This is a genomic window from Pseudomonas sp. 50_B, assembly GCF_017491625.1.
Taxonomy (GTDB): domain Bacteria; phylum Pseudomonadota; class Gammaproteobacteria; order Pseudomonadales; family Pseudomonadaceae; genus Aquipseudomonas; species Aquipseudomonas danubii.
The window spans coordinates 23,905-39,109 of sequence record NZ_JAFGYX010000006.1 but is presented as its reverse complement, the minus strand read 5'-3'; the positions used below and the strand labels follow the sequence as shown (position 1 = coordinate 39,109).

Annotated in this window: 12 protein-coding genes; 10 read left to right on the top strand and 2 right to left on the bottom strand. The window is 63.6% G+C overall.

Going from position 1 to position 15,205, the window contains the following annotated elements; genetic code table 11:
- The first annotated feature begins 220 nt into the window (after positions 1-220).
- The 4 genes from J5M73_RS10250 to J5M73_RS10235 all read left to right on the top strand — a co-directional run bounded on the left by J5M73_RS10250 (position 221) and on the right by J5M73_RS10235 (position 7,029).
- Positions 221-3,862, top strand: a complete 3,642-nt coding sequence (locus J5M73_RS10250; protein WP_207815528.1) for a DUF2339 domain-containing protein — start codon at positions 221-223, stop codon at positions 3,860-3,862.
- Positions 3,859-5,238, top strand: coding sequence for a DUF3999 domain-containing protein (locus J5M73_RS10245; protein ID WP_102862753.1), 1,380 nt, complete (start codon positions 3,859-3,861; stop codon positions 5,236-5,238). Before J5M73_RS10250 ends, J5M73_RS10245 begins: the two co-directional genes overlap by 4 nt.
- Before the next feature lie 174 nt (positions 5,239-5,412).
- A complete protein-coding gene (locus J5M73_RS10240) occupies positions 5,413-6,423 on the top strand; it encodes a class 1 fructose-bisphosphatase (RefSeq protein ID WP_102862754.1) in 1,011 nt (336 codons plus the stop codon).
- Between the two features lie 3 nt (positions 6,424-6,426).
- Positions 6,427-7,029, top strand: coding sequence for a DUF924 family protein (locus J5M73_RS10235; protein WP_102862755.1), 603 nt, complete (start codon positions 6,427-6,429; stop codon positions 7,027-7,029).
- A 70-nt stretch (positions 7,030-7,099) separates the two neighbouring features.
- Here J5M73_RS10235 and J5M73_RS10230 read toward each other — a convergent pair whose 3' ends face one another.
- Positions 7,100-8,992 carry a methyl-accepting chemotaxis protein gene (locus J5M73_RS10230; RefSeq protein ID WP_207815527.1) on the bottom strand — a complete coding sequence of 631 codons (1,893 nt, stop codon included), beginning with the start codon at positions 8,990-8,992 and terminating at the stop codon, positions 7,100-7,102.
- A 3-nt stretch (positions 8,993-8,995) separates the two neighbouring features.
- On the opposite strand from J5M73_RS10230, the gene J5M73_RS10225 reads away from it, so the two are divergent.
- Genes J5M73_RS10225 through J5M73_RS10215 form a run of 3 tightly spaced genes read left to right on the top strand, consistent with a single transcriptional unit; the run spans position 8,996 to position 10,134 of the window.
- Positions 8,996-9,241: a hypothetical protein gene (locus J5M73_RS10225; RefSeq protein WP_102862757.1), complete on the top strand. Its 246-nt coding sequence runs from the start codon at positions 8,996-8,998 to the stop codon at positions 9,239-9,241.
- A gap of 32 nt (positions 9,242-9,273) precedes the next feature.
- Positions 9,274-9,528 (top strand): hypothetical protein, encoded by a 255-nt coding sequence (locus tag J5M73_RS10220; protein ID WP_011058771.1) that lies wholly within the window; start codon positions 9,274-9,276, stop codon positions 9,526-9,528.
- A 36-nt stretch (positions 9,529-9,564) separates the two neighbouring features.
- Positions 9,565-10,134, top strand: a complete 570-nt coding sequence (locus tag J5M73_RS10215) for a lipocalin family protein (RefSeq protein ID WP_102862758.1) — start codon at positions 9,565-9,567, stop codon at positions 10,132-10,134.
- A gap of 85 nt (positions 10,135-10,219) precedes the next feature.
- On the opposite strand, the gene J5M73_RS10210 is transcribed toward J5M73_RS10215, so the two are convergent.
- The gene (locus J5M73_RS10210) at positions 10,220-11,584 is read right to left on the bottom strand and encodes a formimidoylglutamate deiminase (RefSeq protein ID WP_102862759.1); all 1,365 of its coding nucleotides are present in this window, start codon (positions 11,582-11,584) and stop codon (positions 10,220-10,222) included.
- A 109-nt stretch (positions 11,585-11,693) separates the two neighbouring features.
- On the opposite strand from J5M73_RS10210, the gene hutC reads away from it, so the two are divergent.
- From hutC to hutU, 3 genes are all read left to right on the top strand, one after another.
- Complete coding sequence (hutC, locus tag J5M73_RS10205) at positions 11,694-12,443, top strand: histidine utilization repressor (protein WP_102862760.1); 750 nt, start codon at positions 11,694-11,696, stop codon at positions 12,441-12,443.
- On the top strand, positions 12,440-13,012 hold the full coding sequence (locus J5M73_RS10200; RefSeq protein WP_102862761.1) for a HutD family protein: 573 nt from the start codon (positions 12,440-12,442) through the stop codon (positions 13,010-13,012). Before hutC ends, J5M73_RS10200 begins: the two co-directional genes overlap by 4 nt.
- A 403-nt stretch (positions 13,013-13,415) precedes the next feature.
- On the top strand, positions 13,416-15,098 hold the full coding sequence (gene hutU / locus J5M73_RS10195; RefSeq protein WP_102862762.1) for a urocanate hydratase: 1,683 nt from the start codon (positions 13,416-13,418) through the stop codon (positions 15,096-15,098).
- Positions 15,099-15,205 lie beyond the last annotated feature (107 nt).

The window sequence follows — 15,205 nt, the reverse complement described above, 5'->3', positions numbered from 1 at the left end:
GAACTGTGCATAAGGCCCAACGTTTGTTGGGTCGGGTCGATATACTGAGCGCCGATTTTATCTCCCGGATGGTGTCTTTCGGGCCACGCTCGGCTTCCAATCGGGGACAGACCTGCGCTGGCAAGCCGGCGCCTACAATCTCCGTAGGGGCCGGCTTGCCGGCGAACGCGTCAACACAGCTGTACCTGTCCTTTAGTGGACCGCTTAGGGATATCGACACATGCAATGGATGTTCATGCTGTTGGGGTTGGTGCTGGGGTGGATCGTTGATGAGTCCATCAGTGATGCCCTGATCGGTGCCCTGCTGGGCCTGGCTGTCGGCCTGGCCATTCGCTTCGGCGCCCTGCATCGCCAGGTTGTCGACCAGCACCGTGAGCTGGAACAGGCGAAAAAGGCCCTGGCCACCCTGGGCCAGCGTCTTGCGCTGCTGGAAAGCAACGCTAGCCCCGCCGCCGAACCTGCGGCCGAGCCCCTGGTCAATGCCCCGCTTGCCGAGGCTCGCGCAGGCACGAGCGCCGCGGCGGAACGCGAAGACCTGCCTGAATTCATTCTTGACGAAGTCCAGCCTGTGGAGCCGGCTGCCCCCGAGCTGGTCTGGGAACTGCCTGCTGCGGTGCGCCCTGCCGCGGCAATCCAAGCCAGCCAGCCGCTGCCGGAGTCGGTCTGGCAACCCGGGCCCCAGGTGTCGTCCCGGGAGCCAGAGCCAGCTGCGGCCCCTGTGGACCTGCAACCGAACCTAATCGAACGCGCCATCAGCGGTGCACGCAACTGGCTGTTTGGCGGCAACACCGTGCTGCGGGTCGGCGTGGTGCTGTTGTTCCTCGGCCTGGCCTTCCTCCTGCGCTATGCCACAGAAGGCATGGTGGTGCCCATCGAATTGCGTTATGCCGGAGTGGCGGCCAGCTCCCTGGGCCTCTTGGGGCTGGGTTGGTGGCTGCGGCGACGCAACAGCAACTACGCGCTGATGCTGCAGGGCACCGGCATCGCCGTGCTCTACCTGACGGTGTTCGCGGCCATGCGCCTGCACCCGTTGCTCGACCCTTCTGCGGCTTTGGGCCTGCTGGTGGCCGTGACCGTGTTTTCGGCGATCCTGGCCATTACCCAGGATGCCCTGGGTCTGGCGGCGGCCGCCGCCCTGGGCGGTTTTGCCGCGCCCATCCTGACGTCCACCGGCGCCGGCAGCCATGTGGCGCTGTTCAGCTACTTCGCCCTGCTCAACGCCGGCATCCTCGGCATTGCCTGGTTCAAGGCCTGGCGCCTGCTGAACCTGATCGGCTTTGTCGGCACCTTCGGCATCGGTTTCGCCTGGGGCCTGCGCTCCTATGCCCCGGAGCTGCTGTGGAGTACCGAGCCGTTCCTGATCCTGTTCTTCCTCATGTACCTGGCCATTGGCCTGCTGTTCACCCGGCGCAAGCTGCTGGAAATGACCGATGCTCCGGCGCACGCCGATCGTCAGGCGCTGCTGCACTGGTCCGCACGCAAGGGTGACTACGTCGATGGCAGCCTGCTCTTCGGCCCGCCGTTGGTGGCTTTCGGTTTGCAACTGGCGCTGGTCCGGCATCTGGAGTTCGCGGCGTCTTTCAGTGCCCTGGCCCTGGGCTTGATCTACATGGTCCTGGCGCGGGTGCTGATGGGTGGTCGCGCCCTGTTGCTGGGGGAAACCTGCCTGGCCCTGGGGGTAATTTTCGCCAGCCTGGCCATTCCGTTGGGCCTGGATGCGCGCTGGACGTCGGCGGCCTGGGCCGTGGAGGGCGCGGGGATCTTCTGGCTCGGCCTGCGTCAGCAGCGGCCATTGGCCCGGGCCTTCGCCTTGCTGTTGCAGGTGGGCTCGGCCCTGGCTTTCCTCAGTGAATTGAGTCCCGGGAACACCAGCCTGCTGGCCGGTGCGCCTTTGGGGGCATTGCTGCTCGGTGGCGCGTTGCTGTTCAGCTTCGACCAACTGCGACGGGCCGATAAGTCCTTGCCTTCGACCTGGGAGCAGGGCATTGCGCCTCTCCTGGCGGTGCTTGGGCTAGGTTTCCTGTATCTGCTGGCGCCCTTGTTCTTCTTCACCCAGGGCACGGCCATCAGTTGGGCCCTGGCCGGGCTGGCGACCTTGTGGGTCGGCCTGCGCCTGCAATCGCGGGCCTTCCTGTTCACGGCATTCGGCATCCAGTTGTTCGGCGGGGCCTTGTTCCTGATGCGCCTGCAAGGAGCGGACGGCGACGCCAGCGCAGTCTTCAGCGCCGGCTGGAGCGGCCTGATGAGCGCCTCGCTGATTGGGCTGGCGCTCATTGGCGGCATGCTCCTGGCCGCCCGCAATGACATGGTGCGCAAGGACCCGCGCTTGTTGCGGGGGCTGTCGGTGGTGCTGCTGGCAGGCTTGATGATGATCAACCTGGCGGTGCTGTTTGTGCTGCCTTGGCGTACTGCCAGCGGGGTCTGGGCCGCCAGCGGGCTGTTGATCATCTGGCTCAGCCTGTACTTGCAGCAGCGGGCCAGTTTTGTCTTTGGCCTGGTGCTCCAGGTGATCGGCGGCAGCACCTTCCTGCTGGCCGGTTCGGACTGGTATTTCGTGGCGGTGGCGGACGCTGCGCGGCCCCTGGCCAATGGCGACTTCTGGACGCCGATGGTCCTGGCTCTGGCGGCGCTGGTAGGGGCCTGGCGCTTGCAGCGGGGCCATCATGGCTCGGCGTTCGATGCCTTGAGCCTGGGGCGCCTGTCCGACCTGTTGTTGGCCTGGGGTGCTTGCTGGTGGGCCTTTACCTGGCTCAAGGAAGTACTGCGCTTCGCCCCGGCCCATTGGCAGGCGAGCCTGTTGCTGCTGATCACCGCAGCCAGCATGCTGCTCTGCGCGCTACTGGCGGTGCGCCTGCAGTGGAAGTCCCTGGGCCTGGTGTGCAGCCTGCTGATACCGGCGGGAGCCCTGGTGCTGCTGGCGGCTTGGGCACCGCGTTATCACCCGGCGGCGGACCTGGGCTGGCTGGCCTGGACCCTGCTGTTCGCCGTGCACTTCTTCAGTCTGCGGCGCCTGGCGGCATGGCTGCCGACGCGGGTCCTGAGCATCGCCCATGTGCTGGGTTGCTGGCTGCTGCTGGGGGTGTTGGCGCTGGAACTGCGCTACGCCTTGCTGCTGTTGTCCGAGCAGTACAACGCCTGGCGCTGGCTGGGCTGGGCGATCCTGCCGAGCCTGTATCTGGTGGCCATGGCCGCGCCGCGCCATTGGCCGTGGCCGGTTGCCGCGCATTCCAGGGAGTACCGCCTGTATGCCGCGCTGCCCTTGGCGGTGTTGATGCTGGGCTGGTTCTGGCTGGCCAATACCTTCAGCGACGGCCGTGCCGAGCCGTTGCCTTACTTGCCGCTGCTCAATCCCCTGGAGCTGGGGCTGCTGTTTGCCCTGTTCGGGGTGTATGTGTGGTCCCGCAGCGCGGTGCAGGTGCTGGCGCTTCGGAGCGATTACGCCGAGCGCGGCGCCCAGTTGGTGGCGGGGGTTTCCCTGTTCGCCTTCTTCACCGTGCTGGTCATGCGCGCGGCTCACCATTGGAGCGGCGTGCCGTTCCAGGCGGATGCGTTGCTTGAGTCGATGATGGTCCAGGCCGGGCTGTCCATCGTCTGGACCCTGATTGCCCTGGGCTTGATGATCGGCGGGCATGTGCGCCATCGCCGCGAAGTCTGGCTGATCGGCGCGGCGTTGATCGCGGTGGTGGTGGCCAAGCTGTTCCTGGTGGAATTGAGCAATCGTGGCGGGCTGGCGCGGATCGTCTCTTTCATCGGGGTCGGTGTGTTGTTGCTGGTGGTGGGCTATTTCGCCCCCTTGCCGCCCAAGCGGGTCGAGGCCGAGCCTGAAGCCGGCAAGCCCTTGAATGAAGGAGTGTCGTCTTGAGTCAGAAGTTGAACCTGCGCTGGTGGGGGGCTGCGGGCCTGTGTGTGGCATTGTCCGCCGTGGCCCAGGACAAGCCCGGGGACTTCAAGTCCCAGGTGCCCTTGACCCTGAGCGGAGAAGGCCCCTGGTACCGCCTGGAGCTGCCGCTCGCCGTGCAGCTCCAGGCCAGCCAGATCGATCTGCGGGATATTCGCGTGTTCAACGCCGCCGGCGAGCCCCAGGCCTATGCCGTGGCCCGTCAGCAGGCGCAGACTCGCGAGCAGCGCAGCCTTGCTGATGTGAAGTGGTTCCCGCTGTACAACTCGGCGCAAGCTGGTGACAGCATCCCCAGTGTGCGGGTGCAGTCCAACGCCAATGGTACGCTGGTTCAAGTGCAGCCGGCCACTGAGTTGGAGGCGGGTGAAGAAGTCCTGCGAGGCTGGTTGCTGGATGCCAGCGCCATCAAGGCGCCGCTGCAACAACTGGTGCTGGACTGGACCAGTGAGCGCGACGGTTTCCAGCGTTTCAGCATCGAGGCCAGTGACGATCTGCAGCACTGGCAATCCTGGGGAGAAGGCCAGGTGGCACGGCTGTCGTTTGCCGACGAGCGGGTCGAGCAGCATGAGGTGGCTTTGCCCGGGCAGTCGGCACGTTACCTGCGCTTGCTGTGGAACACCCCACAGGCGGCGCCGGTGCTCACTTCCGTGCAGTTGCAGAGCAGCACCACCAGCAGTCTGCCGTCGCCGCTGGTGTGGTCGCAACCGCTGGGCGGCACGGCCGCCAAGGCCGGTGAGTACAGTTGGCAGTTGCCCAAGGGGCTGAATGTCGAGCGCGTGCGGGTCGAGCTCAAACAGGCCAATAGTCTGGCGCCCGCAACATTGTACGGACGCCGTGAGAGCAGCCTGCCCTGGCAGCCCCTGAGCAATGGCCTGCTGTACCGCCTGACCCAGAACGGCCAGGACGTGCAGCAGAACGAACTGCAATTGCCGGGGCAGACCGTGCAGCAGCTCAAATTGACAGTGGATGAGCGTGGCGGCGGCCTGGGCGCGGAGGCTCCGACTCTGCAATTTGCCGTACGCGGCACGCAACTGGTGTTCCTGGCTCGTGGCGCCGGGCCCTATACCCTGGCGCTGGGCAACCCGACCGCAACAGCGGCCAACCTGCCGTTGGCCACCCTGATTCCTGACTACAGTCCGCAGCGTCTCAAGGAACTGGGCCAGGCCAAGGTCGAAGGCGCGGCGCAATTGACGACGTCCACTGCGGCGTCGCCGGACGTCGCCGTGGCCAGCGGGCCGGACTGGAAAAAAATCGGCCTGTGGGCGGTGCTGCTCCTGGGGGTGCTGGCATTGGCCGGCATGGCCTTCAGTCTGCTGCGCAAGCCGGCGGTCAAATCCTGAGCGGTTGCGGGGGTGGCAGAGGGCGCTGTGGCCAGTCATGCCTGAGGTTTTGTGGCTACGCTGAAACCGGTGCCTGAACTCTATCTGCCGGTTCCCTGTCTGAGAGGAGGAAATGCGCCCCGACTCGCGTTAAACTGCGCGGGTTTTTAGTCCCCCATTCCTCCGGAGCCTTCCATGTCCCGCGTTACCCTGAGTCGCTATTTGATTGAGCAGACCCGCAGCAACAACACTCCTGCCGATCTGCGCTTCCTGATCGAAGTGGTGGCGCGTGCTTGCAAGGAGATCAGCCACGCTGTGTCCAAAGGCGCCCTGGGTGGTGTTCTGGGCAGCATGGGCACGGAAAACGTGCAGGGCGAAGTGCAGAAGAAGCTCGACGTGATTTCCAACGAGATCCTCCTGGAAGCCAACGAATGGGGCGGTCACCTGGCCGGCATGGCGTCCGAGGAAATGGACAATGCCTACCAGATCCCGGGCAAATACCCGAAAGGTGCCTACCTGCTGGTATTCGACCCGCTGGACGGTTCGTCGAACATCGATATCAACGCGCCCGTTGGCACCATCTTCTCGGTGCTGCGTTGCCCGAACGAGTACCTGAGCCAGAACGAAGCCTTGAACGAAAAGGCCTTCCTGCAGCCGGGCACCCAGCAGGTTGCTGCCGGTTACGCCATCTACGGCCCGCAGACCATGCTGATCCTGACCCTGGGGCATGGCGTCAAGGGCTTCACCCTGGACCGTGAAATGGGCAGCTTCGTGCTGACCCACGAAGACATCAAGATCCCGGAATCCACCCAGGAATTCGCCATCAACATGTCCAACGAGCGTCACTGGGAAGCCCCGGTCAAGCGCTACGTGAGTGAGCTGCTGGCCGGCGACACCGGGCCACTGAAAAAGAACTACAACATGCGCTGGGTCGCGGCCATGGTCGCCGACGTGCACCGTATCCTGACCCGTGGCGGCCTGTTCATGTACCCACGCGACAGCCGCGAGCCGGAGAAGCCGGGCAAACTGCGGCTGATGTACGAAGCCAATCCGATGTCCTTCCTCATCGAACAGGCTGGCGGTTCTTCTACCGACGGTCGCCAGCGCATCCTCGACATTCAGCCTGAAGGCCTGCACCAGCGTGTTGCTGTATTCCTTGGTTCCAAGGAAGAAGTGGCTCGTGTGACGGGCTACCACAAGGAATAAGACATGGCCCAGTCCTGGCAGCCTCTGCTTGATTGGTGGTTCGGTTCAGCCGAAAAGCCGGCAGAGGTGGTCGCTGCCAAGGGCGGGCTGTGGTTTGGCAAACGCGACAGCCAGGACCTCGAAGCGCGCCAGCGCTTTGGTGGTCTGGTGGAGCAGGCACTGGCTGGCGGATTGACCGAGTGGACGCAAAGTCCCCAAGGTTGGCTGGCCCTGGTGCTGTTGCTCGATCAGTTGCCGCGGATGATCTATCGCGATACGCCCAAGGCGTTCTCCGGCGATACCCGTGCCCAGGCACTGGTGGCGCAAGGCATTGCCGCGGATTTTGACCGGCGCCTGCCGGCCATGCAGCGCTGCTTCATCTACCTGGTGTTCGAGCATTGCGAGCATCTGGCGGTGCAGAACGAAGGGGTTTCCCGCTTTGCTGCCCTGCACGACGAACAACCGGAGGACGATCGCCCGGTGTTCGCCGATCAGCTGGACTACGCCGAACGGCACCAGAAAATCATTGCCCGCTTCGGGCGCTTTCCCCATCGCAACGCCATCCTCGGTCGTGAGTCCACTGCCGAGGAGCTGGCTTTCCTGCGCGAGCCTGGTTCGCGTTTTTAAGCGCGCTTTGACCGGCAAGCCGGCTCCTACGGAAGAGTGGTAGGAGCCGGCTTGCCGGCGAAGCTGCTCCTCAGATACGGAAGCTGCCCACCAGGTGCTGCAGGCGCTTGGCCTGTTGTTCCAGGTCGGCGCAGGCGCGCAGGGTGGCTTGCAGGTTTTCCACCCCTTCCTGATTCAGGGTGTTGATTTCGGTGATGTCGACGTTGATCGACTCCACCACCGCGGTCTGCTCCTCGGTGGCGGTGGCCACCGACTGGTTCATGCCGTCGATTTCGCCGATGCGCTGGGTCACGCTGCCCAGGCGTTCGCCGGCCTGGTTGGCGATGCCGACGCTGCTTTCGCTCTCACGCTGACTCTCGGTCATGGTGCCCACCGCTTCACGGGCGCCCACTTGCAGCTCCTCGATCATTTTCTGCACTTGCTGCGCCGAATCCTGGGTGCGGTGGGCGAGGTTACGCACCTCGTCCGCTACCACCGCGAAACCGCGTCCGGCCTCACCGGCGCGAGCCGCTTCGATGGCGGCGTTGAGGGCCAGCAGGTTGGTCTGCTGAGAAATGCTGGTGATGACTTCGAGGATCTGCCCGATGTTCACCGTGTTGCTGTTGAGGGTCTCGATGTTGTCGCAGGAGCTGCTGATCTTTGCCGACAGCTGATGCATGGCGGCGATGGTCTGATCCACCACTTGCTGGCCGTCTTGCGCCAGGCTGCGGGCCTCGCTGGAGTGCTGCGAGGCGAGGGCAGCGTTCTGGGCGATTTCCTGGGCAGCGGCGCCCAGTTGGTTGATGGCCGCGGCCACGCTGCTGGTGCGCGAAGCCTGTTGGTCGGAGTTGAACATCGACGAGTTGGAGGCGGCGACTACGCGCAGGGCCACTTCATTGACCTGACCGGTGGCCGAGGACACTTCGCGGATCGAACTGTGGATGCGTTCGACGAAACGGTTGAACGACACCCCCAGGGTGCCGAATTCGTCGTGGCCATGGATCACCAGGCGTTTGGTCAGGTCGCCTTCGCCTTCGGCGATGTCGTGCATGGCCCGGCCCATCACGTGCAGCGGCTGCATCAGGATGCGGATCAGCATGCCCAGCAGGCTGATGATGATCACCACCGCGATCAGCATGGCGATGATCGCCGAGGTGCGAAATTCACTGAGCACGGCGAAGGCGGTGTCCTTGTCCAGGACCAGGGCCACGTACCAGTCGGCCGAGGGCACGCCGTTGACGTGGGTGAAGGAGATGAACTGGGTCTTGCCGTTCAGTTGCACTTCTTTCAGGCCGGGGCTGATGCTCGGGGCACCCGCGGGATAGGCTTCGGCGAGGCTCTTGAGCACCAGTTTGCTGTCGGGGTGGATGAGGATCTTGCCGTCGGCGCTGACGATGAAGGCCTGGCCGTGACCGTCGAAGTTCAGCGAGTTGATGATGGCGCTGATGCTCGACAGGTCGATATCGGCGCCGGCCACGCCGATCATCTGGTTCTGATGCTGCACCGGGGTGGCCACGGTGATCACCAGTTTGCCGGATGAAGCGGCGATGTAGGGTTCGGTGACGATGGTCCGTTGCGCGCCGGTGGCCGCCTTGTACCAGCCGCGGGCGCGGGGGTCGTAGTCGGCGGCGCGATTGCCGGCCGGCACCGAAAACATCACGCCGTCTTGGCCGCCGAAGTAACTGAGCTGGAAGTTGCTGGTATAGGCGGGCAGGCCGACGCTGCGTTTCAGGCTCTCGGCGCCGTTGCCGTCCACGGCGATCTGCTGGGCCAGAGACTGCAGGAGCTGGATGCGGCTTTCCAGCCAGGTCTGGATATTGCTGGTGGTCAGGCTGCCCAGTTCCTGCATGGTGGACTCGGTGCTGCTGCGCAGGGCCTCACGCTGTCGGTAGTCATTGAACAGAATAAAACAGGCGAACGCGACGGCCACCACAAGGGCGGCGGCAAGCAGGATCTTGTGGCTGAATTTCATATTGCTGGTCATTAAGTGAACTACCGCGATGGGCTGGTCAACGAGGGGCGTCAATTTGCCACAGTGGAGGGCTTTGCGCTGCAGTTATGTCGACTGGCTATTACTGAAGATGAGGCCTCGTGGAGAAAAACCGACGAACAGCAGGGCAAGGCGAAAAGGTGTTTGATTTACCGGGAAAATGCCCGGAGCAGCGGGCAAGAAATACCCGGCCGAGCGGGGAACCAGAAGGGGGTTTTCTCTTCTAAGCTTCTGGTTGGCTGACAGGCCTTCCCCCTTTCGTCCAGGAGTTCACCATGTCCCTGCGTTCTCTCGCTCTGTTGTCGTTCTGCGTGCTGCTGGCTGCGTGCAGCAAGGTCAATCAGGAAAACTATTCCAAGCTCTCGGCGGGCATGCCCAAGGCCGAGGTTGAACAACTCCTGGGCAAGCCGACTGACTGTTCGGGCGCGCTGGGCATGTCCAGCTGCACCTGGGGCGACAAGAACAGCTTTATCAGCGTGCAGTATGCCGGTGACAAGGTTCTGATGTTTTCCGGGCAAGGCCTGAAGTAAAAAAAACCGGGGCTTCGGGCCCACGGGAGAAAAATAATGATGCGTTTTGTTTTCACTCTTCTGGTCGGCCTGCTCTTGGCCGGCTGCGCCACGTCCCGGGACGATTCGCTGGCGCCCAAGACCGTCAACCACGTCGATCTCAAGCGTTACCAGGGGACCTGGTACGAGCTGGCGCGGTTGCCGATGTATTTCCAGCGTAACTGTGCGCAATCCGAGGCCCGCTACACCCTGTTGCCGGAGGGCAACGTGGCGGTGCTCAACCGCTGCCTGACCCCGGAGTGGAAGTGGGAGGAGGCTCGTGGTACGGCAACGCCTCAGGTGCCGGGCAAGACCGACAAGCTGTGGGTCGAGTTCGATAACTGGTTCTCGCGGCTGCTGCCGGGGGCGACCAAGGGCGACTACTGGGTGCTGTATGTCAGCGATGACTACAAGACCGCGATTGTCGGCAATCCCAACCGCCGTTACCTGTGGTTGCTGTCGCGGACCAAGGAGGTCAATGAGACGGTGCGTGAAGAGTTGCTGAGCAAGGCGCGTCAGCAGGGCTACGACACCACGCGACTGATCTGGCGGGTGTCGGACTCGGCCATGGCCAAGACCTCGAAATAGATTCATCCCCTGTAGCAGCCGGCTGGCCGGCGAAGGCGTTCGTGAGAATGCTTTCGCCAGCACGTCGGCTCCTGCGAACTTGGGGTCAGTTGAGCAGCTCGCGCAGGACTTGGGTGAAGGCCCGGCTACTGTCTTCTTCGGCGGCGTGACGTCCGTTACGCACAACCCACTGACCACCCACCATCACATCCCGGACCTGGCGGTCGCCGCCGGCAAACAACCAACGGTTGAGAATCCCGTCGCCATCCGCGGTGGCCAGGTAAGGGTCGTTGCCATCCAGCACCAGCCAATCGGCGCGCTTGCCCACGGCCAATGTACCTATGGGTTGCCCCAGCGCCTGAGCGCCGCCAGCGAGCGCGGCATCGTACAAAGTGCGGCCAACCATGGGCTGGTCCGCGCGGTACAGACGGTTGCGACGCTGGTCCCGCAGGCGTTGGCCGTACTCCAGCCAGCGCAGTTCTTCCACCACGCTCAAAGACACGTGGCTGTCGGAGCCGATGCCCAGGCGTCCGCCCTGGGAGAGGAAGTCCACCGCCGGGAAGATACCGTCGCCCAGGTTGGCCTCGGTGGTCAGGCACAGGCCGGCAATGGCCCGGCTTTTGGCCATGAGGCTGACTTCTTCCGGATCGGCGTGAGTGGCGTGGACCAGGCACCAGCGTTGATCCACCGCGACGTTCTCATGCAACCATTGCAGCGGGCGGCGTCCGCTCCAGGCCAGGCAGTCGTCGACTTCCTTCTGCTGTTCGGCGATGTGGATGTGAACGGGGCATTGGCGGTCGCTGGCGGCCAGGACTTCGCTGATCTGCTGTGGCGTGACCGCGCGCAACGAGTGAAAGCACAGGCCCAGCTGCTGGTTGGCCTGTTGCGCCAGCAGGGGCTGCAAGTGCTGTTGCAGTTGGAGGTAGTTTTCCGTGCTGTTGATAAAGCGGCGTTGGCCGTCATTGGGGGCCTGGCCGCCGAATCCCGAATGGCTGTAGAGCACGGGTAGCAGGGTCAGGCCGATGCCACTGGCCGCGGCCGCCTGGCTGATGCGTTGGGACAGCTCGGCAGGGTCGGCGTAGGGCTGGCCGTCCGTGTCGTGATGCACATAGTGGAATTCCGCCACTGAGGTGTAGCCGGCCTTGAGCATTTCGATGTACAGCTGGCGGGCGATGATCTCCAACTGTTCAGGGCTGATCTTGCCCACCAGGCGGTACATCAGGTCGCGCCAGGTCCAGAAGCTGTCGTTGGGGTTGCCGGCCACTTCCGCCAGCCCGGCCATGGCTCGCTGGAACGCGTGGGAATGCAGGTTGGGCATGCCGGGTAGCAGCGGGCCCTTGAGCTGTTCTGCACCTTCTGCACTGGCGTTGGCCTGGATGTGAGTCAGCAGGCCGTCGGCACTGACTTCAAGACGTACATGGTTGGCCCATCCATCAGGCAGCAGCGCGCGTTCGGCGAAGAAGGCGGACATGGTTCAAGCACCCCATCGTGTGTGTTATTTGTATATACATATACAGACGTTTGCCTGCTCGGTAAACTCCGGCAAGCTAGTCACCTTTTTTGCTCAACAAGGATTTCCCGTGCCGACTCCGCCTGCCAAATCGCCGTTGGCTGCCCATCTGGGCGATAGTCCGGCGCCCTTGTATGCCCGCGTCAAACAGATGATCACCCAGCAGATCGAGAGCGGAAACTGGCCGCCGCATTACCGCGTTCCCTCGGAAAGCGAGCTGGTCAATCAGCTGGGCTTCAGCCGCATGACCATCAACCGCGCACTGCGTGAGATGACCGCTGAGGGCATGCTGGTGCGCATGCAGGGCGTGGGGACCTTCGTCGCCGAACCCAAGAGCCAATCGGCCTTGTTCGAAGTGCACAACATTGCCGACGAGATCGCCTCCCGCGGTCATCGCCACACCTGCCGGGTCGTCACCCTGGGCGAAGAGGCTGCCGGTTCCGAGCGCGCCCTGGCCCTGGACATGCGCGAAGGGCAGCGAGTCTTCCACTCGCTGATCGTGCATTTCGAGAACGATATCCCGGTGCAGATCGAGGATCGCTTCGTCAACGCCCTGGTGGCGCCGGAGTACCTCAAGCAGGACTTCACCCTGCAAACCCCTTACGCCTATCTGTCCCAGGTCGCCCCCCTGACCGAGGGCGAGCATGTGGTGGAGGCGATTCTCGCCGAGCCCGAAGAGTGCGAGCTGCTGCAGATCGAGCGTGGCGAGCCGTGCCTGTTGATTCGGCGTCGCACCTGGTCCGGGCGCCAGCCGGTGACCGCCGCCCGCTTGATCCACCCCGGTTCCCGTCATCGTCTGGAAGGGCGTTTTCATAAATGATCCAGTCCACTCTGTTACGCGCCGCCGACTACCCGCGCATGCCATGGAAAAACGGCGGCGGCAGCACCGAAGAAATCACCCGTGACGCCGGCACTGGCCTGGAAGGTTTTGGCTGGCGCTTGTCGATTGCCGATATCGGCGAATCCGGCGGCTTTTCCAGCTTTGCCGGTTATCAGCGGATCATCACCGTGCTGCAGGGTGCGGGCATGCAACTGACGGTCGATGGCGAAGAGGTACGGCCCTTGCTGCCCCTGGACCCCTTTGCCTTCAGCGGTGCCAGCCAGGTGAATTGCACCCTGCTGGAGGGCGCGATCCGCGATTTCAACCTGATCTATTGCCCTGAGCGTTACGTCGCCCGCTTGCAGTGGTTCGATGGTCAGCAACGCTTCTTCACCCAGGCGCACACCGTGCTGGTGTTCAGTGTCGCCGAGCAGACCTGGGTGGACACGGGCAGCATCCCGGTGCAGGCATTGGGGCGTTATGACTGCCTGCGCCTGGATGACAATGCCGGGGTTATGGAAATCGCCACCGATGGACGCTGCTGCGTCATCGAACTCACCGCCATCTGATCATTGTGGCTGGACGCAGGCCGGGATACGGCCTGCTACCGGCTTCTATTCGTTCCCTCGCTGCGCCGGAACCCCAGCCCGCAACTGCCGTGCAGAACTGGCGCACATCTCCCTGCAATTGCTGTTTCTCTCGCGCACCAGTTTGTTACCGAACGCCCCAGCACAGCGCAAAACCGGGTTTTGGTAACAGCTTCGCTGCGGCCAAAAATCTCTTCTGGAAAATTCTCGCCCTGTTGAAAGCCTTGTCCAGCAAGGCTTGCGGTTTGCTCTCAAGGTTTTTCAGGTACATCTCAAGCGAGTTGGCCGCTTGATTGCATATGCTTGTATGTACAAGTAAATATGTGTGCGTAAGAGTCGATGGAATCCTCTTCGCACCTTGGACTCATCGCCGAGGAGTTTTTCCGTGACTGACAGCAAACCCACCCAATTCCGCAACGTCGAAATCCGCGCTGCACGTGGCAACAAGCTGACCGCCAAGAGCTGGCTGACCGAAGCGCCGCTGCGCATGCTGATGAACAACCTCGACCCGGAAGTTGCAGAGAATCCCAAGGAACTGGTGGTCTACGGTGGCATTGGCCGCGCCGCGCGCAACTGGGAGTGCTATGACAAGATCGTCGAAGCCCTGACCCAGCTGAATGACGACGAGACCCTGCTGGTGCAGTCCGGCAAACCGGTGGGCGTGTTCAAGACCCACAGCAACGCACCGCGGGTGCTGATCGCCAACTCCAACCTGGTGCCGCACTGGGCCAGTTGGGAGCACTTCAATGAACTGGACGCCAAGGGCCTGGCCATGTACGGCCAGATGACCGCCGGCAGCTGGATCTACATCGGTAGCCAGGGCATCGTCCAAGGCACTTATGAAACCTTCGTTGAAGCCGGTCGCCAGCATTACGACTCCAACCTCAAGGGCCGCTGGGTCCTGACCGCCGGCCTGGGTGGCATGGGCGGCGCGCAGCCGCTGGCCGCGACCCTGGCCGGGGCCTGCTCGCTGAACATCGAGTGCCAGCAGACCAGCATCGACTTCCGCCTCAAGACCCGCTACGTCGACGAGCAGGCCACCGACCTGGACGACGCCCTGGCACGCATCAAGAAATACACCGCCGAAGGCCGCGCGATCTCCATCGCCCTGTGTGGCAACGCCGCAGAAATCCTGCCGGAACTGGTACGCCGTGGTGTGCGTCCGGACATGGTCACCGACCAGACCAGCGCCCACGACCCGCTCAACGGCTACCTGCCCAAGGGCTGGACCTGGGAGCAGTACCGCGACCGCGCCAAGACCGAGCCCGCTGCCGTGATCAAGGCCGCCAAGCAGTCCATGGCCGAGCACGTCAAAGCCATGTTGGCCTTCCAGAAGATGGGCGTCCCGACCTTCGACTACGGCAACAACATCCGCCAGATGGCCCAGGAAGAGGGCGTGGAAAACGCGTTCGACTTCCCGGGTTTCGTGCCCGCCTACATCCGTCCGCTGTTCTGCCGTGGCGTTGGTCCATTCCGCTGGGCGGCGCTGTCTGGCGATCCGCAGGACATCTACAAGACCGACGCCAAGGTCAAGGAGCTGATCCCTGACGATGCCCACCTGCACAACTGGCTGGACATGGCCCGCGAGCGCATCAGCTTCCAGGGCCTGCCGGCGCGGATCTGCTGGGTCGGCCTGGGCCAGCGCGCCAAGCTCGGCCTGGCGTTCAACGAAATGGTCCGCAGCGGCGAGCTGTCGGCGCCGATCGTCATCGGTCGCGACCACCTGGATTCCGGCTCGGTGGCCAGCCCGAACCGTGAAACCGAATCCATGCAGGACGGCTCCGACGCGGTGTCCGACTGGCCGCTGCTCAACGCCCTGTTGAACACTGCCAGCGGTGCGACCTGGGTTTCCCTGCACCACGGTGGCGGTGTCGGCATGGGCTTCTCCCAGCATTCGGGGATGGTCATCGTCTGCGACGGTACCGACGAAGCGGCCGAGCGGATTGCCCGGGTGCTGCACAACGATCCGGCCACCGGGGTCATGCGTCATGCCGACGCCGGCTACCAGATCGCCATCGACTGCGCCAAGGAACAGGGCCTGAACCTGCCGATGATCACCGGCAAGTAACCGGAGTATCGGTTCACCCCACTCTCCCTGTAGGAGCCAGCTTGCTGGCGAAGCAAGCACCACGGTGCATCAGCTGCACCACCTCGCGAGCAAGCTCGCTCCTACAG